Source organism: Xenorhabdus thuongxuanensis, from assembly GCF_001908095.1.
In the GTDB taxonomy this organism is placed as follows: Bacteria; Pseudomonadota; Gammaproteobacteria; order Enterobacterales; family Enterobacteriaceae; genus Xenorhabdus; species Xenorhabdus thuongxuanensis.
Genome location: NZ_MKGR01000002.1, coordinates 42,976 through 64,336, shown reverse-complemented (window position 1 = coordinate 64,336; position 21,361 = coordinate 42,976). Strand labels below are relative to the sequence as shown.

At 43.7% G+C, this 21,361-nt stretch carries 22 protein-coding genes; 7 read left to right on the top strand and 15 right to left on the bottom strand.

Annotated features, from left to right (window positions below):
• Window positions 1-95: 95 nt before the first annotated feature.
• The gene (locus Xentx_RS01840) at window positions 96-713 is read left to right on the top strand and encodes a beta/gamma crystallin domain-containing protein (protein ID WP_074018564.1); all 618 of its coding nucleotides are present in this window, start codon (window positions 96-98) and stop codon (window positions 711-713) included.
• A 102-nt stretch (window positions 714-815) separates the two neighbouring features.
• Here Xentx_RS01840 and yfcD read toward each other — a convergent pair whose 3' ends face one another.
• Complete coding sequence (yfcD, locus tag Xentx_RS01835) at window positions 816-1,334, bottom strand: NUDIX hydrolase YfcD (RefSeq protein WP_074018563.1); 519 nt, start codon at window positions 1,332-1,334, stop codon at window positions 816-818.
• Window positions 1,335-1,458: 124 nt separating this feature from the next.
• On the opposite strand from yfcD, the gene Xentx_RS01830 reads away from it, so the two are divergent.
• Both Xentx_RS01830 and Xentx_RS01825 read left to right on the top strand, forming a co-directional pair.
• On the top strand, window positions 1,459-2,079 hold the full coding sequence (locus tag Xentx_RS01830) for a glutathione binding-like protein (RefSeq protein ID WP_074018562.1): 621 nt from the start codon (window positions 1,459-1,461) through the stop codon (window positions 2,077-2,079).
• Between the two features lie 147 nt (window positions 2,080-2,226).
• Window positions 2,227-3,141 carry a TIGR01777 family oxidoreductase gene (locus Xentx_RS01825; protein ID WP_074018561.1) on the top strand — a complete coding sequence of 305 codons (915 nt, stop codon included), beginning with the start codon at window positions 2,227-2,229 and terminating at the stop codon, window positions 3,139-3,141.
• A gap of 77 nt (window positions 3,142-3,218) precedes the next feature.
• Here Xentx_RS01825 and Xentx_RS01820 read toward each other — a convergent pair whose 3' ends face one another.
• The 11 genes from Xentx_RS01820 to Xentx_RS01770 all read right to left on the bottom strand — a co-directional run bounded on the left by Xentx_RS01820 (window position 3,219) and on the right by Xentx_RS01770 (window position 13,725).
• Window positions 3,219-3,809 carry a UbiX family flavin prenyltransferase gene (locus tag Xentx_RS01820; RefSeq protein WP_074018560.1) on the bottom strand — a complete coding sequence of 197 codons (591 nt, stop codon included), beginning with the start codon at window positions 3,807-3,809 and terminating at the stop codon, window positions 3,219-3,221.
• A 42-nt stretch (window positions 3,810-3,851) separates the two neighbouring features.
• The gene (purF, locus tag Xentx_RS01815; RefSeq protein WP_074018559.1) at window positions 3,852-5,369 is read right to left on the bottom strand and encodes an amidophosphoribosyltransferase; all 1,518 of its coding nucleotides are present in this window, start codon (window positions 5,367-5,369) and stop codon (window positions 3,852-3,854) included.
• 32 nt (window positions 5,370-5,401) lie between these two features.
• Entirely contained in the window at window positions 5,402-5,890 is a 489-nt protein-coding gene (gene cvpA / locus Xentx_RS01810; RefSeq protein ID WP_074018558.1) for a colicin V production protein, read from the bottom strand.
• Between the two features lie 139 nt (window positions 5,891-6,029).
• Complete coding sequence (gene dedD / locus Xentx_RS01805; RefSeq protein ID WP_074018557.1) at window positions 6,030-6,713, bottom strand: cell division protein DedD; 684 nt, start codon at window positions 6,711-6,713, stop codon at window positions 6,030-6,032.
• Window positions 6,703-8,007, bottom strand: coding sequence for a bifunctional tetrahydrofolate synthase/dihydrofolate synthase (gene folC / locus Xentx_RS01800; RefSeq protein ID WP_074018556.1), 1,305 nt, complete (start codon window positions 8,005-8,007; stop codon window positions 6,703-6,705). Before folC ends, dedD begins: the two co-directional genes overlap by 11 nt.
• On the bottom strand, window positions 8,000-8,947 hold the full coding sequence (gene accD / locus Xentx_RS01795) for an acetyl-CoA carboxylase, carboxyltransferase subunit beta (RefSeq protein WP_074018555.1): 948 nt from the start codon (window positions 8,945-8,947) through the stop codon (window positions 8,000-8,002). Before accD ends, folC begins: the two co-directional genes overlap by 8 nt.
• Window positions 8,948-9,083: 136 nt before the next feature.
• On the bottom strand, window positions 9,084-9,776 hold the full coding sequence (locus Xentx_RS01790; protein ID WP_074018554.1) for a DedA family protein: 693 nt from the start codon (window positions 9,774-9,776) through the stop codon (window positions 9,084-9,086).
• A gap of 70 nt (window positions 9,777-9,846) precedes the next feature.
• Window positions 9,847-10,680 (bottom strand): tRNA pseudouridine(38-40) synthase TruA, encoded by an 834-nt coding sequence (gene truA / locus Xentx_RS01785; RefSeq protein WP_074018553.1) that lies wholly within the window; start codon window positions 10,678-10,680, stop codon window positions 9,847-9,849.
• Window positions 10,680-11,690, bottom strand: coding sequence for an aspartate-semialdehyde dehydrogenase (locus tag Xentx_RS01780; protein WP_074018552.1), 1,011 nt, complete (start codon window positions 11,688-11,690; stop codon window positions 10,680-10,682). The genes truA and Xentx_RS01780 overlap by 1 nt, the downstream gene beginning before the upstream one ends.
• A 54-nt stretch (window positions 11,691-11,744) precedes the next feature.
• Window positions 11,745-12,872 (bottom strand): 4-phosphoerythronate dehydrogenase PdxB, encoded by a 1,128-nt coding sequence (gene pdxB, locus Xentx_RS01775; protein ID WP_074018765.1) that lies wholly within the window; start codon window positions 12,870-12,872, stop codon window positions 11,745-11,747.
• Between the two features lie 73 nt (window positions 12,873-12,945).
• The gene (locus tag Xentx_RS01770; RefSeq protein WP_074018551.1) at window positions 12,946-13,725 is read right to left on the bottom strand and encodes an AraC family transcriptional regulator; all 780 of its coding nucleotides are present in this window, start codon (window positions 13,723-13,725) and stop codon (window positions 12,946-12,948) included.
• A gap of 149 nt (window positions 13,726-13,874) precedes the next feature.
• On the opposite strand from Xentx_RS01770, the gene Xentx_RS01765 reads away from it, so the two are divergent.
• A complete protein-coding gene (locus tag Xentx_RS01765) occupies window positions 13,875-14,777 on the top strand; it encodes a DMT family transporter (RefSeq protein WP_074018550.1) in 903 nt (300 codons plus the stop codon).
• Here the strand turns inward: Xentx_RS01765 and Xentx_RS01760 are convergent.
• Window positions 14,727-16,160, bottom strand: coding sequence for a sensor histidine kinase (locus tag Xentx_RS01760; protein ID WP_074018549.1), 1,434 nt, complete (start codon window positions 16,158-16,160; stop codon window positions 14,727-14,729). The genes Xentx_RS01765 and Xentx_RS01760 overlap by 51 nt on opposite strands.
• The gene (gene tctD, locus Xentx_RS01755) at window positions 16,160-16,825 is read right to left on the bottom strand and encodes a transcriptional regulator TctD (RefSeq protein WP_074018548.1); all 666 of its coding nucleotides are present in this window, start codon (window positions 16,823-16,825) and stop codon (window positions 16,160-16,162) included. The genes Xentx_RS01760 and tctD overlap by 1 nt, the downstream gene beginning before the upstream one ends.
• A 284-nt stretch (window positions 16,826-17,109) precedes the next feature.
• Here tctD and Xentx_RS01750 point away from each other — a divergent pair, with 284 nt between their 5' ends.
• Genes Xentx_RS01750 through Xentx_RS01740 form a run of 3 tightly spaced genes read left to right on the top strand, consistent with a single transcriptional unit; the run spans window position 17,110 to window position 20,048 of the window.
• Window positions 17,110-18,084: a Bug family tripartite tricarboxylate transporter substrate binding protein gene (locus Xentx_RS01750; RefSeq protein ID WP_415843303.1), complete on the top strand. Its 975-nt coding sequence runs from the start codon at window positions 17,110-17,112 to the stop codon at window positions 18,082-18,084.
• A gap of 13 nt (window positions 18,085-18,097) precedes the next feature.
• On the top strand, window positions 18,098-18,529 hold the full coding sequence (locus Xentx_RS01745) for a tripartite tricarboxylate transporter TctB family protein (RefSeq protein WP_074018546.1): 432 nt from the start codon (window positions 18,098-18,100) through the stop codon (window positions 18,527-18,529).
• A gap of 10 nt (window positions 18,530-18,539) precedes the next feature.
• Window positions 18,540-20,048, top strand: a complete 1,509-nt coding sequence (locus Xentx_RS01740; RefSeq protein WP_074018545.1) for a tripartite tricarboxylate transporter permease — start codon at window positions 18,540-18,542, stop codon at window positions 20,046-20,048.
• Between the two features lie 60 nt (window positions 20,049-20,108).
• On the opposite strand, the gene fabB is transcribed toward Xentx_RS01740, so the two are convergent.
• A complete protein-coding gene (gene fabB, locus Xentx_RS01735; protein ID WP_074018544.1) occupies window positions 20,109-21,323 on the bottom strand; it encodes a beta-ketoacyl-ACP synthase I in 1,215 nt (404 codons plus the stop codon).
• Between the last annotated feature and the right edge of the window lie 38 nt (window positions 21,324-21,361).

The following is a 21,361-nucleotide window of genomic DNA, read 5'->3' as shown; positions in this document are numbered from 1 at the left end:
TTCAACATAAGAGCTACCCCTCACCTTGACATATAAATCCACTCCTTTATTCTAGTTATTCACCTCAGTTATCAAACATAAGGAAAAAATTCATTATGTCTAAAGATAAATTAATTCATGGCGCTATATTCTATACTGAAAAGAATTATAGCGGGGATATTTATGCATATTCAGAAAATAGTCAGGAAGTTAATTTAATTGGTACTCCATTAAATGATAAGTTTCGTTCCGTTAAAATTGGAACAAATTCGATCGTATTCGCTTGGCGACATGGCAATGATAGTCAAGCAGGACAAATTTACCGTGAATGGGATACAAGCCAACCAGATATCAGCGATATTCAAGGATTATCAAAATTTATTGTATCACCCGCAAACCGTGATTTACTCGCGGTAAAATTGATTAATGAATCAGGTGTTGATCAAATATTCAGAGCTCATATTCAAACCTATAAAATTCCCAATCCCGTAGATTGCTATTCAAATGGAGACTATGAAATAGTCGGGTTAATTCCCAAAGATGGTCTACAGTATGTAGCATTCGTTGTCGTATTTGATCAGAAGAATATTCCGGTCACTCAAGGAGCTGTCTATTTTAAACATGATGATCACGGCCTTGAAATAATTACTTATGATACAACTAAACCACCCCACATACGGTTTGAAAAAATAGATGGTTATCATTTTAAATTCTTTCTGGGGAAATTTAATTAATAATAGTGGAATACCAAATTAGATATTTATTAATTTTCATAAAATAACAAAGCATGCAATAAAAAAGGGGTATGTTTTGTAAATAGACATCCCCCTGATAAACTACTCCACTTGATTGTTACGTGCTAACCATAAAGAGAGCGCTTTCAGTGAATCCTGAGTGAATTCATCACAACGCGCCGTGATCTCTTGTGGCGTTAACCAATAAACTGCGGCGACTTCTTCTTCCTGCAATGCAAATGGCCCATGACTGACACAACTGAACAAACCACCCCATATACGGCAAGTGTTCTCTTCATAATAAAAAACCCCATGTTCGGCAAAAGGAACACCTGCAATTCCCAATTCCTCTTCGGCTTCCCGCCGCGCAGACTCAAGCAAAGTTTCTCCCGCCATCACAACACCGCCTGCCGTTGCATCCAGTTTTCCCGGATAAAAATCTTTCGTTTCTGTACGATGCTGAACCAGAATTTTGCCCATCCCATCATGTACAACAATATAAGTAGCACGATGCCTCAAATTTTGCGCTCTCATCTGCTGACGAGTCGATTGCGCAATGACTTCATTTCCTTCATTGACGATGTCAATCCATTCAATATTGGCTGATTTTTCTTGCATCATTCTAAAAACCTTTTATCAATGAGTCGCATGTTACTTTTTGCAGTAAATTTATAACATTTATAAACAAACGATGGTAAGGTAACATCGCTACATTTTTCAGAAAGTTATTATTGCTGGAGGTTATATGATAGATCTATACTATGCTCCAACCCCAAATGGCTATAAAATCACCCTTTTTCTTGAGGAAGCCGGTATTCCTTACACTACCTACCCCATCAATATCAGTACTGGCGAACAATTCAAACCTGAATTTCTTGCCATTTCACCCAATAACAAAATCCCAGCTATTGTTGATCATCGACCCGCCAATGGGGGAGAGCCTATCTCTATCTTCGAATCGGGGGCCATTTTACTTTATCTGGCAAACAAAACAGGCCAGTTATTAAGCAAAGACTTACGTGAACGTACCGAACAATTGCAATGGCTGTTTTGGCAAGTTGCCGGCTTTGGCCCAATGCTCGGTCAAAATCACCATTTCAACCACTATGCTCCAGAAGTTGTACCCTATGCCATTAATCGATATGTGGAAGAATCAAAACGTTTATACAAGGTGCTAAATACTCAACTGGAAAAAACGGCTTATCTCGGAGGAAACGAATACAGCATCGCAGATATTGCCACTTATCCGTGGGCGAGATGCTATGAATACCAAAAAATCGACCTACAGGATTATCCGGCGGTTGCTAAATGGCTGGATAAGATCAGCCAACGCCCTGCGACACAAACAGCCTATAAGGAAGCTTAACTCCATATATGTAAGAAATTCATCTGATGACGATACTTTTCACCATAAAACTTGATATTGATAACAGTTAGCAGCATATTTCGCTGCTACTTAAGTCATCCCTTGTTATAGTCAATACACAATTATCTTTTGTTACAGGGGGTGGCTATGCGTATCTTAATTACAGGGGGAACAGGGTTAATTGGTCATCGCTTAACCTGTCAGTTGATTTCTCTCTCCCATTCCATCACCATTTTAAGTCGTTCACCACAAAAGGTGTATTCACTGTTTTCTGATCGCGTTGAATGTTGGACAACGCTAAATGACCAACATGATCTTGATGGCTTTGATGCTGTTATCAATCTTGCTGGCGAGCCTATTATCAATAGACGATGGACACCGAAACAAAAAGAGAAACTTTGTCAAAGCCGCTGGCAGATCACTGAACAATTGAGCAAGCTAATCAAGGCCAGTGAACCTCCGCCATCTGTATTTATTTCCGGTTCAGCCGTTGGCTATTATGGCGATCAGGGACAATCAGTCGTTACTGAAAACGAGCTTCCTCACAATGAATTTGCCCATCAGCTTTGTGAACGCTGGGAGCAGCTTGCTCTACAAGCCCAAAGTGATAAAACCCGTGTATGTTTGTTACGTACAGGCATTGTATTAGCTCCCAAAGGAGGGGCGTTGCAAAAAATGCTGCCACTATTTCGGCTGGGGTTAGGGGGAGCAATCGGCAATGGCAAGCAGTATATGCCATGGATACACATTGACGACATGGTCAATGGGATCTATTACCTGCTGATATCACCTGAGCTATATGGCCCCTTTAATATGACATCTCCTTATCCGGTTCATAATGAGCTGTTTAGTGCCACGCTCGCCACTGTATTACATCGTCCTGCGTTTATACGCATTCCTGCATTTGTGTTAAAAGCAATGATGGGAGAAGCCGCAGAGTTAGTCTTAGGTGGTCAACAAGCCATTCCCAAAAAACTGGAAGAAGCTGGATTTGGTTTCCGTTATTTTCAATTGGAAGAAGCCTTGCAAGATGTAATGAAGGAAAAGGACAATGTTTGCTAATCTGATACATTCAGAATAAGAATAAGGTCATTAACAATATGCTGTTGTGGTTTATTCACAACAGCATATTGATTCACTTAAATGCCACACTCAATGGGTTTAGCGCCCTGCCAACGGCTAAACAGATCTTCTGGCAAGTCAATATCAAATTGATCAAGCACACGGTTAACCGTCTGGTCGATGATATCCTGAATATGTTCAGGACGATGATAAAATGCGGGAACTGGTGGCATGATCACCGCCCCAATTTCGGCGGCCTGCACCATTAACCTCAAGTGCCCCAAGTGCAAGGGGGTTTCCCTCACTCCTAACACGAGTTTGCGCTTCTCTTTCAAAACAACATCTGCAGCACGGGTAATTAAGCCGTCAGTGTAACTATGCACAATTCCTGATAGGGTTTTTATGGAGCAAGGCAAAATCACCATACCCAATGTCTTAAAAGAGCCAGAGGAAATGGATGCGGCAATATCACGATTGTCATGTACAACATCTGCCAAAGCTTGTACATCTCGCAACGTATAGTCCGTCTCCAATGCCAGAGTCTGCCGAGCTGATTGACTGATCACTAAATGCGTTTCAATGCCTTCTATTGGCCGCAAAACTTGCAGCAACCTGACGCCATAAATCGCACCACTCGCTCCGGTCAGCCCGACAATCAATTTCTTCATGTTTTCCTCTGGGATTCTGGCTATAACTACATGATAATAATATTATCCTTCATTATATATTTCCAGATTCTCTATTTCGCCCTGTCCACGCACTTTCATGGCATCGTCTTTACGTAGATTTTCCAGATAGTCGAGGTAACACTGGTCAATATCTTTTGTGACATAGATACCATCGAATACGGAACATTCGAATTTTTCAATATCAGGGTTTTCTTCCCTGACCGCCTGGACAAGATCGTGAAGGTTTTGGTATATCAGCGCATCAGCACCAATGATCTGACGAATTTCATCCACTTCTCGGCCGTGGGCAATCAGTTCATTGGCATTCGGCATATCAATACCATAAACATTCGGGAAGCGAACTTCTGGTGCTGCCGAAGCAAAGTAGACTTTCTTGGCTCCCGCTTCACGTGCCAGTTCAACAATCTGTTCAGAAGTGGTTCCACGCACAATGGAATCATCCACCAGTAAGACATTTTTACCCCGGAATTCAGCGCGATTAGCATTCAGTTTACGACGAACGGATTTACGTCTCTCCTGCTGACCAGGCATGATAAAGGTACGCCCTACATAACGGTTTTTAACAAATCCCTGACGATAGGGCTTATCCAGAATATGGGCGATTTCCAGGGCGATATCACAAGAGGTTTCCGGCACGGGAATAACGACATCAATATGTAAGTCTTCCCATTCACGAGCAATTTTTTCCCCTAATTTTCGCCCCATCCGCAACCGTGCATTATATACCGAAACCTTGTCAATAAAGGAATCCGGGCGAGCGAAATAGACAAATTCAAACAAACAAGGTGTTAATGACGGATTTTCTGCGCACTGGCGAGTAAACAGTTGCCCGTTTTCAGTGATATAAATCGCTTCCCCAGAAGCCACATCACGCAGGAACTCAAAACCCAATGTATCCAGCGCCACACTTTCCGATGCCACCATGTATTCATTGCGACCATCTTCCAGTGTTTTCTTTCCCAACACCAGAGGACGAATGCCATGTGGATCACGAAAAGCCACCACTCCATGCCCAATAATCATGGCAACACAAGCGTAAGCTCCACGAATTTTTTTGTGCATTTTTGAGACTGCTGAGAAAACATCATCAGGCTCTAATGGGAAATGTGGAAATTGGGATAATTCATTGGCAAAAATATTCAGTAGAATTTCGGAATCTGAGGTTGTGTTGACATGACGGCGGGCATTTTCAAACAGCATTTTTTTCAATTCATGTGCGTTTGTCAGATTGCCGTTATGTGCCAACGTGATACCAAAAGGAGAATTCACATAAAAGGGCTGCGCCTCAGATGCACTGGAACTGCCCGCCGTAGGATAACGGACATGCCCAATTCCGACGGTTCCCTGTAAACGTAACATGTGCCGTGTTTCAAACACATCCTTGACTAAGCCATTAGCCTTACGTAAACGAAACCCATTGTTACCATCAATAGTTGCAATACCTGCTGCATCTTGTCCACGGTGCTGAAGCACCGTCAATGCATCATAAATCGACTGGTTAACCGGTGTAAAACCGACGATACCGACAATACCGCACATGTAGCCTTTCCTCATCAGCCAAGCGGAGAGCGTTATCTCTCCGGCAGGAAACTCGACGCATTTTGTAGGTAGTCAAAAAACCACCTGATAATTTGACTAAACTGTGGGATCAGTTGTGATTGTTGCCAATCCTGACTTTTGGGCAGTGGCGTGAAAGAGTCCGCAATAAACAAAATAGCAGAGACCACCAAGACACCACGCAAAGCCCCAAAGCAGATCCCCAGAACCCGATCAGTACCTGACAGGCCCGTTCGCTGAACAAGTGAACCAATGACATAGTTTACTACCGCGCCAACAATCAGTGTTGCAATAAATAGGATAGCAATCGCTACCCCATTGCGCACCAGTTCATCTTCAAGGCGGGTCAAATAGGCCGCCAAGTAAGTATAGAAGTGGCTTGCAACAAAGAAAGCACAGCCCCACGTTATCAGGGAGAGCGCTTCGCGAACAAAACCACGAATCAAGCTAACCAGTGCCGAGAAACCAATAATGGCAATAATCGTATAATCAATCCAGACCATATTTTAATCCAAAAACAGGCTCCCGACATTCAAGTCGGGCGCATTCTAACAGAAAACGAAAACGTTTGCGTAGTAGATTCATCACTCTACTGAAAATTAACCCTTATGCGCTTCACACTCCTCATAAAGGCCAATCGAATTATGGCTGATAGTTTTTGATCTGCCCTTGTAACCCTGTAAGTTCCTTCAATTCGGACAAAACAGATTCCAATGTCTGCCTTGATGCATTCGGCCCTACATAGATCCGAGTTAATTGTCCCTGTATCGGTGAAGAAGGAACTGTATATACCTGATGCCCAGAAAGACGCAGCCTTGCCACTATTTCGTCAACCTTATCCGCATTTTTTAATGCACCAAGCTGAACAACATATGCTGTTGCCTGAGGAGGCTGTTCTGTTGGCTTTTTAGTTTCCGGCTTGCTTTCAACGCGAGGTTCAGGTTTAACCTGTGGCTTAGTTTCCGCTTTTTGTTGAGGAGATGACTCAGGTTCCACTGCTGTTTTAGGAGCTTGAGTAACAGTGACAGGAGGTGCTGTTATTGGCTCTGAAGGCGATGGCCTGGACAACATGTCTATATCTGGCTCTTGCTCCTGTGATTGCATTGCTTGTGCAGCACCTTCGGGCGGTGTAGATGGCATGTTTTGTGTCAATGGTGGGATCGAGTCAACATCTTCTTCATCGCCAGGTTTTGGCACCAAAGGAATCGAAGCAAATTGATCTTCGTTATATTTCTTATCACCATCAAAGATCATAGGCAGAACAATCACGCCCAATGCGACAAGAGCAATGGCACCAACCAAGCGATTTTGGAATTTACTGGCCACTTTCCTTGCCCTCCTCCAGTGCTTCCATAACATGTGCGACAGTGTGGAAAGAGCCACAAACCACAATAATATCTTGCACCGATGCGTCTTCTATTGCCTGCTGCCAGGCTGTTTTGACTTCGGAGAATGTCCGAGTCCGAGCCTGCACAAGATGTCCAGACAGTTCTTCGGCCTCTGCTCCCCTCAATTCATGCAACGATGCGCAATACCATTCATCAATCTGTTGAGAAAGGCAAGCAAGTGTACCTGCAATGTCTTTATCTCCCAACATACCAACTACACCACGAATCTTACTGTCTGGTAAGCGAGGTAGTTCTGCCAGTTTTTGCACTAGATAGCCCGCAGCATGTGGATTATGAGCCACATCCAAAATGACCAACGGATTTTCCCTGATAATTTGGAAACGCCCTGGTAATTGCGCATTTCTTAGCCCTTCACAGATTGCTTGTTCATCAATGGCTCGGCTGATTTTGTCATCCTGCTGCAACAAGCAATGAATCACCCCCATTGCAGTCGCGGCATTTGCCAATGGCAAATTAGGTAAAGGTAATTCATTGAATTGCTGATTACCGCTTAGCCAGTTCCAGCTATTTTCATTCTGTGAGAAATGCCAATCAAAGCCACAACGAAAGAGCTTCGCACCCAATTCATCCGCAACTTCAGCAATTGAGTGAGGCATATCATATTCACCCACCACCGCAAAGTGTCCACGGCGGAAAATACCCGCTTTTTCACGGCCAATGTGTTCGCGATCTGCGCCCAACCAATCCGTATGATCCAGTGCAATACTGGTGATTGCGGCAATATCGGCATCAACGATATTGGTGGCATCCAAACGTCCACCCAGCCCAACTTCCAAAATTACAACATCAAGCTCCGCTTCTTTAAAAAGCTGTAATGCTGCCAACGTCCCATATTCAAAATAGGTTAATGAGATGTCGCCACGCTGAGCTTCAATCGCAGCAAATACCCGGCAAAAGTCTTGTTCCGCGGGTTCTTTCCCCTGAATACGCACCCTTTCGGTGTAGCGTACTAAGTGCGGGGAACTGTACACACCGACTTTAAGCCCGGCAGCCAGAAAAATAGATTCCAGGGTATGGCAAGTGGTTCCCTTGCCATTGGTGCCTGATACCGTGATAACTTTTAGTGCCGGATTCAATAAGCCTAACTGACGACCTAGCTTACCCACACGCTCAAGCCCCATATCAATGGCTTTGGTATGCAGGTTTCCCAGATAGGAAAGCCACGTCATCAGTGGTGACGTGACTTGAGGAATTTGTGAAATATCAGACATCTTCTTTATTAGGATTGATGTTTATATCAGCTTCGACATCAGCAGATTCAACAACGATTGCTTCTACCGTCTCTGCTTTTGTGCCCGGATGGGGTTTGTGAGTCAACATTGCAAGTAGGCTGGCAACTTTATCGCGCATGTCTGGACGACGCACGATCATATCAATCGCACCTTTCCCCAACAGAAATTCGCTGCGCTGGAAACCTTCCGGTAGTTTTTCACGCACAGTCTGCTCGATAACACGAGGACCCGCAAAGCCAATCAATGCTTTAGGCTCAGCGATATTGATATCACCCAGCATCCCCAGACTTGCCGTTACTCCACCCATTGTTGGGTGGGTCAACACACAGATATAAGGCAAACCACGATGCTGCATTTTTGCCAGCGCAGCACTGGTTTTTGCCATCTGCATCAGTGACATCAACGCTTCCTGCATACGTGCCCCACCACTGGTGGCAAAACAGATAAATGGACAGTTATCTTCCAGAGCCTGTTCAACAGCACGCACAAAACGAGCGCCAACCACAGACCCCATTGAGCCAGCCATAAAATTGAACTCAAAAGCACCGGCCACAACTGGCATATCATGCAGCTTACCTTTCATGACGATGAGTGCATCTTTTTCTTGTGTCTGCTTCTGGGCTACAACTAAGCGATCTTTATATTTTTTGGTATCGCGGAATTTCAGGATATCTTTGGGTTCCAGCTCACTGCCTAATTCCGTGCCAATACCTTCATCCAAAAATGAATGCAATCTCTTACGGGCTGAAATACGCATATGGTGGTCACACTTTGGACACACTTCAAGGTTACGCTCTAATTCAGCACGATAAAGTACCTGACTGCAACTGTCGCATTTTGTCCAAACTCCTTCAGGTATGCTTGCCTTACGAGTTTGTATAATTTTGCTTTTGTTTAGAATCTTTTCAATCCAGCTCATTAATGAACCTTTCCGTCTGAATCTGGCTGCTGCCAGCTTTTGTTTTACGTGCCATTAAACCACAATGCCATCGCAGTGTGGATAAAAAACTGCTCAAACCTGTTTACGGTTATCGATTTATCTATCTTCTATTTATCTATCTACTACTTCCTGCTGCTTTTTTCGATGCAGCACGACGATGACGCCAAATTTCTATGATGCCGGGCAGAATAGAAATAAAAATAATTGCGACAATCAATAATTTCAGATTCTGCTGTATAACGGGCATATCACCAAATAAATAACCGGCATAAGTGAATAATAGCACCCAGATAAATGCACCAATTACATTATAAGCAGCAAAGTGGCGGTAAGACATTTTCCCCATTCCTGCAACAAACGGTGCAAACGTTCTAACAATTGGCACAAACCGAGCCAAAATTATTGCTTTTCCACCATGTTTTTCATAAAACTCATGGGTCTTATCTAAATAACTGCGGCGAAAAATCTTTGAATTTGGATTGGAGAATAATTTCTCACCAAAAATTCTGCCAATGGTATAGTTGATAGCATCACCAATAATCGCGGCCGTAATCATTAAAGCCACCATAATGTGTACATTCAGATCATTGGAATCTAATGCAGACAGTGCTCCAGCCACGAACAGCAAGGAGTCTCCTGGCAAAAATGGCGTGACTACCAAGCCTGTTTCACAAAATATAATCAGAAATAGGATGCCATAAACCCAATCACCATAACTAGCAACCAGTTCAGCTAAATGAGCATCAATGTGTAAGATAAAATCGACAATGAATTTCGCAAAATCAACAAAATGAGTCAAAAACTCCATAATATTCCTCGTTATGACCAAACATCCCTGTCACTATTCGAAAATGTCAGATTAAATGATTTATCAGAAACTAATCATTTTCCAAAAACAGAGGCCCCATAATGGGTTCAGGTAAACCAAAACGCTCAGGATAATCCACAGCAACTAAATATAAACCTTCAGCCTTAGCAGTTGCTGCCGCTTTTGTCCTGTCTTTTAACTCCAATAGTTCAGCCATCCAGCCAATATCCTGGTTACCGCAACCAATCTCCAGTAAGCTGCCAACGATATTGCGTACCATGTGATGAACGAAAGCATTCGCCTTAATGTCCACAACAATATAATGCCCGTATCGACTAACGTTAACATGCATCACATTGCGCCACGGTGAATTGGACTGGCACTGCACTGCCCGGAAAGAGGTAAAGTCATTTTCTCCCAACAGGCTCTGTGCCGCTTCATGCATTTTTTTCTCATCCAATGGATAATGAAAATGCGTGACGCCGTGCGCCAATACCGCTGGACGATAGCGATGGTTAAAAATCACATAGCGATAACGGCGAGCAGTTGCACTAAAACGGGCATGGAATTCATCATCCACCGTTTTAACCCAACGTACTGCAATATCTGGTGGCAAATGGGTATTTACCCCCATTGTCCATGCAGCATCTTTACGTTGAGCCGAGGTTTCAAAATGCACGACCTGCCCAGTCGCATGTACTCCTGCATCCGTTCTACCCGCACAAAAAACTGAAATCGACTCATTCGCTACTTTCGACAGTGCTTTTTCCAGGCATTCCTGTACGCTTTTCACTTCTTGCTGACGCTGCCAACCATAATATCGACTGCCGTCATATTCAATCCCCAGTGCAATTTTCACTTTTTTTGCCTCTGGCACAGACTGACTCAGCTCTGTATCAGACATCAGTAAAATTGCTCCTGCATTAGTTTTTCTGCGATTTCAACTGCCATTAAGGCGCCGCTAAAACGGATGTTATCGGCAACTGACCAGAATTGCAGCATCTCTGGCATACCATAGTCATTGCGCAGACAGCCTATGCTCAAACTATCACTGCCCGAAGCATCAGTGACCTGAGTCGGATAATCACCCTCTTCTGAAACCTGAATATCGTCAAGGCGTTCAAATTCACTACGGGCTTCTTCTATGCCAACCGGACGCAATGTCTCCAAATTCACCATCTGGGCAATGCCATAGAAAACCGAAGATTGGACACAGTTTACGGAAACTGGCAATCCTTCATCCTGCAATACTCTGCGAATTTGATCGACAATACGACGCTCTTCGCGCACCACACCTTCTGCATCAGGCAATAAAGGCAATAAATTGAAAGCTAATTGTTTGCTGAAACGGCCTTCATCCGGTGGAATGCCATTTAATAAACGCGCACTCTGCCCTGCCAGTTCATCAATAGCTGTTTTACCATAAACAGAAACTGGCAATATATTGGTCAAATGTAAACGGGCAATGCCAGCCGTATCGATCAATGGCTTAATGGCAGTCAAAACCTGGCTCGTTGAACTATCTGCCACAGCAATGATGTTACGGTTACGATATTCAGCCAATGCATAGGGGTTAACGCCAGGAACAACCAAAGGCACATCTGGCTCTGCTGCAAACAAGCCGCTGCTGTCAATCACCAGGCAACCAGATTCTGTTGCTTTTTCAATATGTTGTGCGGTTACTTCCATCGTCGCGGCAAAAAAGGCGAGTTGTACCTGTGACCAATCAAATTCTGCCGCATCACGAACCGTGATGTTTTTTCCGTTAAAACGCTGGATCTTTCCAACACTTTGTTCACTGGCAAGAAGATACAGTTCACCAACCGGAAATTGGCGTTCCTGTAATAACGCCAATATCGCTTCACCTACTGCACCCGTTGCACCCAAGAGCGCAATATTCCAACCTTCTGACATGTTGGTTCTCTCCACTTCTTTTATTTTGCTGACAGGCAAGGATCCCTGCCTGTATTAAATCACTTTTGCATTAAACCCAATTCTGGACAGTAATTGAGCACTCTCTTCTGAGTCACAATGTACGGTCAGGGAAGACCATTCCCGACGTTCTGGATAGTATTTGCGTAATCGATCAAAAGCACCTTCCTGATCCGCAACTTGACGTAAGGGCGCATCATCACGGCGCACATCATACACTAAATGCATTAAACGCTTGAGGAGACTTTGAGTCACTTCCCCCTGCACTGTGACCTGACTGAAATCTGGTGTCGGCAACAGATCAGCCAACTGTGTCTTACGAGGTTGCCTCAGGAACTCACAATAGGCCTCAAAAACCTGAGTTGTACCCCGTGCTTTGCCTTCCAAGGTATAGCCAGCAATATGTGGAGTCGCAATATCAGCCAAAGCTAACAGGGGTAGAGAAAGGTTAGGCTCTGGTTCCCAAACATCAAGCACTACACGTAACTTTTTCCCATTTTGCAGCGCGGAAAGTAACGCTTGATTATCAACCACCTCACCACGGCTGGCATTAATCAAAATACGGTTGTCCGGTAATGCAGAAAGTAATTCTGCATCAGCCAAATGATAAGTCTGGTATGGGCCAGAGTGATTAAGAGGTGTATGAAAAGTCAGAATATCCGCTTCTTGCACTAATTTTTCTAAAGGCCAAAACTCCCCCTCATCACCACGATCTGCACGGGGGGGATCGCATAATAACGTCTTCACGCCCAAAGCCGCCAGGCGATCAGCTAATCGCCCTCCGACATTGCCAACACCGACAATACCGACAGTTTTATCTTTAAGCTGAAATTGATCTTGCTCAGCCAATAACATTAATGCCGAGAATACATACTCAACCACGGCAATGGCGTTACATCCAGGAGCGGCGGAAAAACCAATCCCTGCCTGAAATAGCCATTGCTGATCAACATGATCCATTCCCGCAGTGGCAGTTCCAACAAATTTCACCGAACTGCCTTGCAATAAAGATTCATTGACTTTAGTGATCGATCGAACCATAAAGGCATCAGCATGTTCCAAAATTCCCTCAGGCACTGGGCGCCCCGGAATTGCCTGCACTTCACCTAATTGCTGGAAGAGTCGCTCAGCATAAGGCATATTTTCATCAACTAAGATTTTCACTTCTCTCATCCAATAGCTTAAATGGGCGTGATCCACTATTCTGCCATTTTATCTACATAAAACCTATATGCCCTTAGCCTTTTCTGAAACGTTCTGGCGTTGTGCCCGCAATCTGCTGAAACATGGCGATAAAAGCCGATGATGAGCTATACCCCACATCAAATGCGATTTCGTGAATACTTTTCCCCTGTTCTAATAAGGATATGGAATACAAAAAACGCAGCCGCTGCCGCCATTCACTAAATGACATTCCTAACTCCTGCTTACAGCGCCGCGATAAAGTTCTCTCTGAGGTATAACGCTTTTTGGCCCACTCAGCTAAAGAGGTATTATCCGCCGGATTGCGTTCCAACATCTGTAATACTGGAGCGAGCAACTTATCTTTTGAATAAGGTAAATAGGTACATTGCCTTGGTGATAATTCCAATTGATCAATTAACACTCGTGCCAAGCGTCGATCCCTTTCTATTTCCGGTTGCCAGATCTTTCGTGCAAAAAAATCCGCCATAATAGCATTGAAAATGCCACTCAATCGGATAATACAAGGCTGTTGCGGTAAGATATTAGTCCATTGTGGAGAAATATCGATTATCCAAAATCGCAATGCCTTCTGGTTGTAACTCGAATGGGCGGTATTTTCCGGTATCCAGATACAAAATTCCGGTGGAGCCAGAAAACGCTGTTTGCCTACCTGCGTTTCCATTACTCCACAAACGACATAAATTAATTGCCCAAAAGGATGCGTATGTAACCGACATTCCGTATCAGCACTCAGTGTCTCATCACGAAAAGAGAGTGTATCTGGCATGATTGGTTGAAATATAGCTTGATTCGTCTTCACCCGTTCTATCATTTTTACTCCCGTAATCTTTTATCCATAAAATAATAAAGGGTAAATATCTTGTCTTAATTGCCCTATCTGTTGTCTGATTATCAATATATATAATAAATCGGTCATTGCTAAACTAACTAGACGAAACACTTACATAAATATCCAGCCTAATGAAGAATTTATTATTTCCCCTTGTCGCTGTACTGATCTGGTCAATCAACGCCGTTGTCAGCAAAGCTGCTGCCACCCTTATTGAACCGGCTGCAATTGCTTTCTACCGATGGTTTATTGCCTTTCTGGCCTTGACGCCTTTTATCTTATTGCCAATCCTGAAGCAGCGAAAAATCGTTGCTCAATATTGGTGGAAATTATTGATTTTAGGTTCTCTGGGCATGGTACTTAACCAAAGCCTGGCGTACTACGCAGCCCATACCATCAGCGCGACAATCATCGGCATTTTTACTTCATTGATACCATTATTAACTGTCATTATCAGCATCTTTGCCTTGCGGGCTGCCCCTACCGTTGGTATCACCCTCGGCACCGTGCTGTCTTTATTCGGCCTTGTATGGCTGGTCAGCAAAGGGGAGCCATCTTCCCTATTGCAACACGGTCTGGGCATTGGAGAAGTGATGATGTTTATTGCAGCAGCTTCTTATGCCTTGTATGGGGTTTTAACCAAACGCTGGGCAATTCCATTACCCAACTGGCAATCACTCTATGTACAAATTGGGTTTGGCGTTTTATTGCTTTTACCCAATTTTATGATGACAGATGATATTCAGTTAACGGCCGATAATATTTCTCTTGTTCTATTTGCCGGCATTCCCGCATCCATACTTGCACCCTATTTGTGGATACAGGGTGTCATTCGCATTGGCGCAAACATGACTGCTATTTTTATGAATCTGGCGCCCGTATTTACTGCCATCATTGCTATCGTGGCTCTCCATGAAGAAATGCACAGTTACCACTTAATTGGAGGAGGTATTGTTTTAGTTGGTGTGATACTTGCGCAACAGTTACGCACCCCGCTCACTTATAGAAAGCCCGAATATAATTCTCACCAATAACCCACCCAATACCTCACTGGGTAAAAGCTGGAGAGTGGCACTGTGGTATCGGCAGATTTCTTTAACAATAGTCAACCCTAATCCCGTCCCCTCCAGCCCAGCTGCGTTGTCCAATCGGTTAAACGCCATAAGCGATTGACAAATATCTTTTTGAGCGATACCCGGCCCTGAATCATCGATCTCAAGGAAAGCCTGTTTTTTATCTGCCATTATGCTTACTCTTCCCGTCACCACTCCCATTTGCGGGGTATATTTGATGGCATTATCCAGCAAATTGGCGCACATTTCGGCTAACAATAGGGGATCTCCCCTGATCCATAAGGCTTCTTCCCCTTCGTAACCTAAATCAATATTTTTGCTTTCTGCTTGCTGTAAACGAGAAAAACAGACTTGTTGCAATAGTTCCACGATATTGACTGGCTGATAATTTTGTATTGCTTCTTTTTCATGCACTTTAAGCTGTGAAAGTTGCAATAAGCGATCAGTCAGTAATATCATGTTATCCAAACTCTTATCAATCGCCGTCAGTATATTATCCCTTTGTTCTGGATCTTGATTGCCACATGCTACTGCAACCTGTGTTTTCAATACCGCTAAAGGTGTTCTCAGTTGATGAGAAGCGTCCGCACTGAATCGCTCTTGGCGTCCAACCATTAATTCCAACCGCCCAATATATCGGTTAAACGATTGCAGTAATGGAGCCAGTTCGGACCACGGTAAAATATTTGGTAATGGTGTTAGATCATTAGCAGAACGGAGGCTCATAATGCCTGAAAGTTTTCGCAACGGTTTAAGCAGAAGTTTGAGCAGAATGTAAGCAAGGAGTAATGTCAATAATACGACTGCCCCCTGATTAACCAACGAAGATAACAACAATTGGTTAGCCATATATTGGCGAGAAGTCTCAGTTTCTGCCACCAATATCAACGCCATCCCCATTATATTGCCTTCATTGACCGGCTGATACAGTCCCACTACACGTATAGGTTGCCCCTTGTATTCCGCATTATAAAAATAGGCTAATGCTGTATACAAGGGTGAACGCTGGACGTTCTGCGGTATCCGAGGAAGGTCGTCATACCCGGAAATCGTCTTTCCTTCCGGCGACATAACCTGATAGTACAGGCGATCATTTGTATTGCGCTCGAAACTGTCCAAGACAACATAAGGTACATCAACGATCAAGTTCTGATCCCGAACAGCCAAGCGTTCAGCGACTGTTCTTGCTGATGCAAGCAGAGTTCTGTCATAAGCCAGCATTGCAGCATTTCTCACACTGATATACTGACTATAAACAGAAGCACAGCCCAGTAACAGTAGAGGTACACCAAAGAACAGCAACAATTGGTGGAATAACGACCGTGGTATTTTTAGATATTTCATTATACCAACCGCTCCAACCGATATCCCAACCCACGTAATGTCTTGATCCCTACATCACTGTTGAGTAATTTTTTCCGCAACCGATGAACATACAGTTCTATGCTTTGTGGATTAGCCTCATCCGATAGGGAGAATACCTGCTCAAACAGTTGTTGTTTAGAGACCGGACGCCCTCGACGATGAAATAGTGTTGTTAAAACAGATAGCTCTCTGGGGGTCAGTGCCAATGGGACATTGTCCAATACAAAATACCCTTCGCCTTCATAAGATAACGAACCAAATTTCTGTGCCTCTTGTGGCATAGCTGAACTACGACGCAACAATGCACGAACACGAGCTTCCAATTCTTGAAAATCAAAAGGCTTGGTCAAATAGTCATCAGCACCAGAATTCAATCCCTTCACACGATCCGTAACCTCTGTTTTGGCAGTTAATAACAGTACGGGTAAATTTTGACCACGCTTACGCAACCTCAATAACAAAGATAAGCCATCCAATCTGGGTAAAGCCACATCCAGAATCACCAAGGTATAATTTTCAGTCTGCAAAAGCTGATCTGCCACAACACCATCTTTCGCCAAATCCACCACAAACCCAGCATTATTCAATGCTTTTTGTAACCAATGTGATAATTCTGGGTGATCTTCAACCAATAAGAGCCGCATGAATAATACCTATTGTTAAAAATTAACCAGAGAAATAAAGCGGAGATATCGCATAATTGCAATATTAAGATTCAGCAATTGCTTAGGAGTTAACAAAAAAATATTAATACAAACAAACAATTAACAAGATTATGTAAAACACCACGCAAATTAGGCGATTAAGGTCACATCCAGACAACTTTTGTTGTTAATGAAAGGTAATTGAAAGGTTTCATTTCTATAAATAAACATGCGCCAGAAATTTGTCATTCATATCCTTTACTGGTGCTATGTGAGGAATAAAAATGAGAACTTTTAAAACGTTATTAACCGCTGCAAGCCTGTTTATTTGTGCCTGCGCTTTTGCAACTTCTACTCCCAACAGAACCGAATGTATTGCACCAGCCAAACCTGGTGGAGGCTTTGATTTAACCTGTAAACTCATCCAAATTTCACTATTAGAAACCAAAACTATCGACTCTCCCATGCGAGTGACATTTATGCCCGGAGGTGTCGGTGCGGTTGCCTATAATGCCATTATTGCTCAACGGCCTGGTGAACCCGGTACTATCGTTGCCTTCTCTGGGGGTTCCTTATTGAATCTTGCACAAGGTAAATTTGGTCGCTACAACGTCAATGATGTACGTTGGCTAGCCAGTGCCGGCACAGACTACGGCATGATTGCTGTGCGCGATGATTCTCCTTACAAGACACTGACAGATTTGATGGAGGCTTTTAAAAAAGCGCCCGATAGTATTGTGTTTGGCGCAGGTGCTTCCATCGGTAGCCAAGACTGGATGAAAACCGCATTACTGGCAAAAGAGGTCGGTATTGATCCTCGCAAAATGCGCTATGTCGCGTTTGAAGGTGGCGGTGAACCTATCACTGCCCTGCTGGGTAATCATATTCAGGTCGTATCCGGTGATCTAAGTGAAACTTTACCTTATCTCAATGGCAATAAAATTCGCATACTCGCTGTTTATGCAGATAAGCGTCTGGACGGCGATCTGGCAAAAATTCCAACAGCAAAAGAACAAGGTTATGACCTTGTTTGGCCAATTATTCGTGGTTTTTATATGGGGCCAAAAGTTTCTGATGAACAATATCAATGGTGGGTAGATACCTTTAAAAAACTCCAACAAACTGACGAATTCAAAAAACAACGTGAACTGCGCGGATTATTTGAATTCAATATGACTGGCAAAGAGCTGGATGACTATGTGAAAAAACAAGTTATTCAATACCATGAAATGGCCAAATCCTTTGGTTTAGCAAAATAACAGGGGTAGCACCATGAGCGATCGTATCTTTGCTACTGTATGGCTAGTGCTATGTGGAATAGGGTTGGTCATTGGATGGGGTATCCATAGTGAATATAGCTATGAACCTCTAGGTCCTCGTCCATTTCCAATTGCTATTATTTCATTAATGGCACTCTGTGCTTTACTGTTGCTGTTTAAAAAAACTGATCCTGTTTACTGGCCGACACCACAAGTGTTACGTCGCTTAATTTTATTGATTGCCACACTAGCCATTTATGCATGGTCATTTGAGTGGTTGGGTTTTCCACTAGCAACCATATTATTGACTATTTGTGTGGCACTACTCTTTAACGCTACTCTTCTTGCCGCGATTATTTCTGGGGTATTTCTCGGCAGTTCGCTCTTTTTTGCTTTTGATCGTCTGTTAGATGTCACACTGCCCGTCGGCAGTTGGCTCAGCTAAGGAGATAACGATGGATACTTGGATTTATCTGAGCCATGGTTTTGAAGTCGCATTAGTACCCAAAAACTTGGTCATTGCATTGATAGGCTGTTTTATCGGTACTGTTGTTGGGTTACTGCCTGGTCTTGGTCCCATAAATGGGGTGGCGATCCTGTTGCCATTGGCTTTTGCGTTAAAATTACCCGCCGAATCTGCCCTAATTTTATTGGCAACTGTCTACATTGGTTGTGAGTATGGGGGACGTATCTCTTCAATCTTACTGAATGTACCGGGAGATGCCGCTGCCATTATGACAACGCTTGATGGTTACCCGATGGCAAAACAGGGGAGAGCAGGCGTTGCACTGTCTATCTCTGCCGTTAGTTCGTTTTGTGGCTCACTTTTAGCTATCACAGGTATCATCTTATTTGCCCCACTTTTGGCACAGTGGTCTTTAGCATTTGGGCCTGCTGAGTACTTTGCACTCATGGTATTTGCTATTGCTTGCCTCGGCAGTATGATGAGCCAAAATCCCATAAAATCACTACTCGCGGCCTTAATCGGTTTGGCTTTAGCAACCGTAGGCGTGGACGCCAACTCCGGCGTTTATCGTTTTACCTTCAATAACGTGCACCTCTCCGATGGTATCCAATTTATTGTTGTCGTCATTGGGTTATTTTCAGTCAGTGAAATTTTATTGATGCTGGAGAGCACTTCTGCGGGGCAGAAAGTCATTAGACAAACAGGGCGCTTGTTATTCAATAGAAAAGAAGCGGCAACGTGTGTAGGACCAACCTTACGCTCCTCAGTGATTGGCTTTTTTGTGGGAATATTACCCGGCGCAGGGGCTACAATCGCCAGTGCAATAACCTACATGACCGAAAAACGGCTCAGCGGTAACAGTGATTCATTTGGTAAAGGTGATATCCGTGGTGTAGCTGCACCAGAGGCAGCCAATAACGCATCAGCATGTGGTTCATTCATTCCCATGCTGACTCTCGGTGTACCCGGCTCAGGTACAACCGCTGTGATGCTGGGTGCTTTGACACTTTATAACATCACTCCTGGCCCTACCATGTTCACCGAGCAGCCTAATATCGTCTGGGGGCTCATTGCGGCTTTGTTGATCGCCAACATTTTATTACTGATCATGAATATCCCGATGATTGGGCTATTTACCCGTATGCTGAGTATTCCAATGTGGTTCTTAGTTCCTTCAATCGCTATCGTTTCCGCAGTTGGGGTATATGCTATCCACAGTACCACTTTTGATCTTATGTTGATGGTCGGGTTAGGCGTTTTCGGCTACATACTGCGAAAAATGAATTTCCCAATGTCACCACTGATCTTAGGTTTCGTTTTAGGCGAAATGCTGGAACAAAATCTACGACGGGCACTATCAATCAGCAATGGAGATTTTGAGATCCTATGGAGTAGTACTATCACACAAGTTTTGCTGATTCTGGCGGTATTGGTAATTATTATTCCACCCGTTCTGCGCATCATTAATAAACGCCGCAATAAAATCACGGCTCCTTAATAAAAATAGCCAATCCACATAATCAATGGATTGGCTGTAAATTTTTTATGGCTTAAAAAATCAGTTTGAATACTTGCGCATCACCAGGGATGCGTTTGTACCACCGAACCCGAAGCTATTGGACATCACTGTTCTTAGCTCGCGTTCGGTAGGTTCGGTAATAATATTCATGCCCTGCGCTTTTTCATCCAGATCTTCAATATTAATGCTTGGCGCAATAATTCCATGTTCCAACATCAATAAACTATAAATCGCTTCATGGGCACCTGCTGCACCCAGTGAATGCCCTGTCATCGCTTTAGTGGCGGAAATGGCAGGTGTATTGTCACCAAAAACTTCTCTAATGGCTTCCAGTTCTTTCAAATCACCAATTGGTGTCGAAGTTCCGTGGGTATTGATGTAATCGACTCCACCTTCAACACCATCTAATGCCATCTTCATACAACGTACAGCGCCTTCTCCAGAGGGAGCGACCATGTCTGCACCATCTGAATTTGCCCCATAACCGATAATTTCAGCATAAATATGCGCACCACGGGCCAATGCATGCTCTAATTCTTCAACAACAACAATACCACCACCACCAGCGATCACGAAACCATCGCGACTCTGGTCATAAGTACGGGAGGCTAGTTCTGGGGTTTCATTATACTTAGTGGAAAGTGCTCCCATTGCATCAAATTCACAAGCCATTTCCCAGCTTAATTCCTCACCACCACCGGCAAAAATAATATCTTGCTTACCGAGTTGGATTAATTCAACGGCATGACCGATACAATGTGCCGAAGTTGAACAGGCAGAGCTAATGGAATAGTTGACTCCCTTGATCTTAAACGGTGTTGCTAAACACGCTGATACGCCAGAGGCCATTGCCCGTGTGACCATATAAGGCCCAACACCACGCAACCCACGAGCACGCATGCCATCTGAACCAGCGACTTGGTTATAGGGAGAGCCTCCTCCTGAACCAACAACCAATCCAGTACGAAGATTAGAAACTTGTTCATCGGACAGGCCAGAATCTTTAATTGCCTCATCCATTGCCAGATAAGCATAAATAGATGCGTCACTCATGAAACGTAAAGTTTTGCGGTCAATCAAACCAGAAGTATCCAGTTTTACATTACCCCAAACATGGCTGCGCATGCCCATTTCTTTAAATTTTTCAGAGAAAGTTATCCCGGAACGGCCTTCTTTCAGAGATTCCAGCACCTCTTTCTGGTTATTACCAATACTGGAAACAATACCCAGACCGGTGATCACTGCACGTTTCATTACTTACCTCATCAATATGTTTACCTGCGGGATTTACT

What these genes read in the sequence shown, in the direction of transcription:
- Xentx_RS01770 (WP_074018551.1), bottom strand. Translation starts at nt 13,725, where the DNA reads ATGATAGAACGGGTGAAGACGAATCAAGCTATATTTCAACCAATCATG.
- truA (WP_074018553.1), bottom strand. Translation starts at nt 10,680, where the DNA reads ATGTCTGATACAGAGCTGAGTCAGTCTGTGCCAGAGGCAAAAAAAGTG.
- purF (WP_074018559.1), bottom strand. Translation starts at nt 5,369, where the DNA reads ATGTGCGGTATTGTCGGTATCGTCGGTTTTACACCGGTTAACCAGTCG.
- folC (WP_074018556.1), bottom strand. Translation starts at nt 8,007, where the DNA reads ATGTCTGATATTTCACAAATTCCTCAAGTCACGTCACCACTGATGACG.
- Xentx_RS01780 (WP_074018552.1), bottom strand. Translation starts at nt 11,690, where the DNA reads ATGTCAGAAGGTTGGAATATTGCGCTCTTGGGTGCAACGGGTGCAGTA.
- cvpA (WP_074018558.1), bottom strand. Translation starts at nt 5,890, where the DNA reads ATGGTCTGGATTGATTATACGATTATTGCCATTATTGGTTTCTCGGCA.
- Xentx_RS01750 (WP_415843303.1), top strand. Translation starts at nt 17,110, where the DNA reads ATGAGAACTTTTAAAACGTTATTAACCGCTGCAAGCCTGTTTATTTGT.
- Xentx_RS01760 (WP_074018549.1), bottom strand. Translation starts at nt 16,160, where the DNA reads ATGAAATATCTAAAAATACCACGGTCGTTATTCCACCAATTGTTGCTG.
- tctD (WP_074018548.1), bottom strand. Translation starts at nt 16,825, where the DNA reads ATGCGGCTCTTATTGGTTGAAGATCACCCAGAATTATCACATTGGTTA.
- Xentx_RS01830 (WP_074018562.1), top strand. Translation starts at nt 1,459, where the DNA reads ATGATAGATCTATACTATGCTCCAACCCCAAATGGCTATAAAATCACC.
- Xentx_RS01825 (WP_074018561.1), top strand. Translation starts at nt 2,227, where the DNA reads ATGCGTATCTTAATTACAGGGGGAACAGGGTTAATTGGTCATCGCTTA.
- Xentx_RS01790 (WP_074018554.1), bottom strand. Translation starts at nt 9,776, where the DNA reads ATGGAGTTTTTGACTCATTTTGTTGATTTTGCGAAATTCATTGTCGAT.
- Xentx_RS01820 (WP_074018560.1), bottom strand. Translation starts at nt 3,809, where the DNA reads ATGAAGAAATTGATTGTCGGGCTGACCGGAGCGAGTGGTGCGATTTAT.
- Xentx_RS01765 (WP_074018550.1), top strand. Translation starts at nt 13,875, where the DNA reads ATGAAGAATTTATTATTTCCCCTTGTCGCTGTACTGATCTGGTCAATC.
- Xentx_RS01740 (WP_074018545.1), top strand. Translation starts at nt 18,540, where the DNA reads ATGGATACTTGGATTTATCTGAGCCATGGTTTTGAAGTCGCATTAGTA.
- Xentx_RS01840 (WP_074018564.1), top strand. Translation starts at nt 96, where the DNA reads ATGTCTAAAGATAAATTAATTCATGGCGCTATATTCTATACTGAAAAG.
- yfcD (WP_074018563.1), bottom strand. Translation starts at nt 1,334, where the DNA reads ATGATGCAAGAAAAATCAGCCAATATTGAATGGATTGACATCGTCAAT.
- accD (WP_074018555.1), bottom strand. Translation starts at nt 8,947, where the DNA reads ATGAGCTGGATTGAAAAGATTCTAAACAAAAGCAAAATTATACAAACT.
- fabB (WP_074018544.1), bottom strand. Translation starts at nt 21,323, where the DNA reads ATGAAACGTGCAGTGATCACCGGTCTGGGTATTGTTTCCAGTATTGGT.
- Xentx_RS01745 (WP_074018546.1), top strand. Translation starts at nt 18,098, where the DNA reads ATGAGCGATCGTATCTTTGCTACTGTATGGCTAGTGCTATGTGGAATA.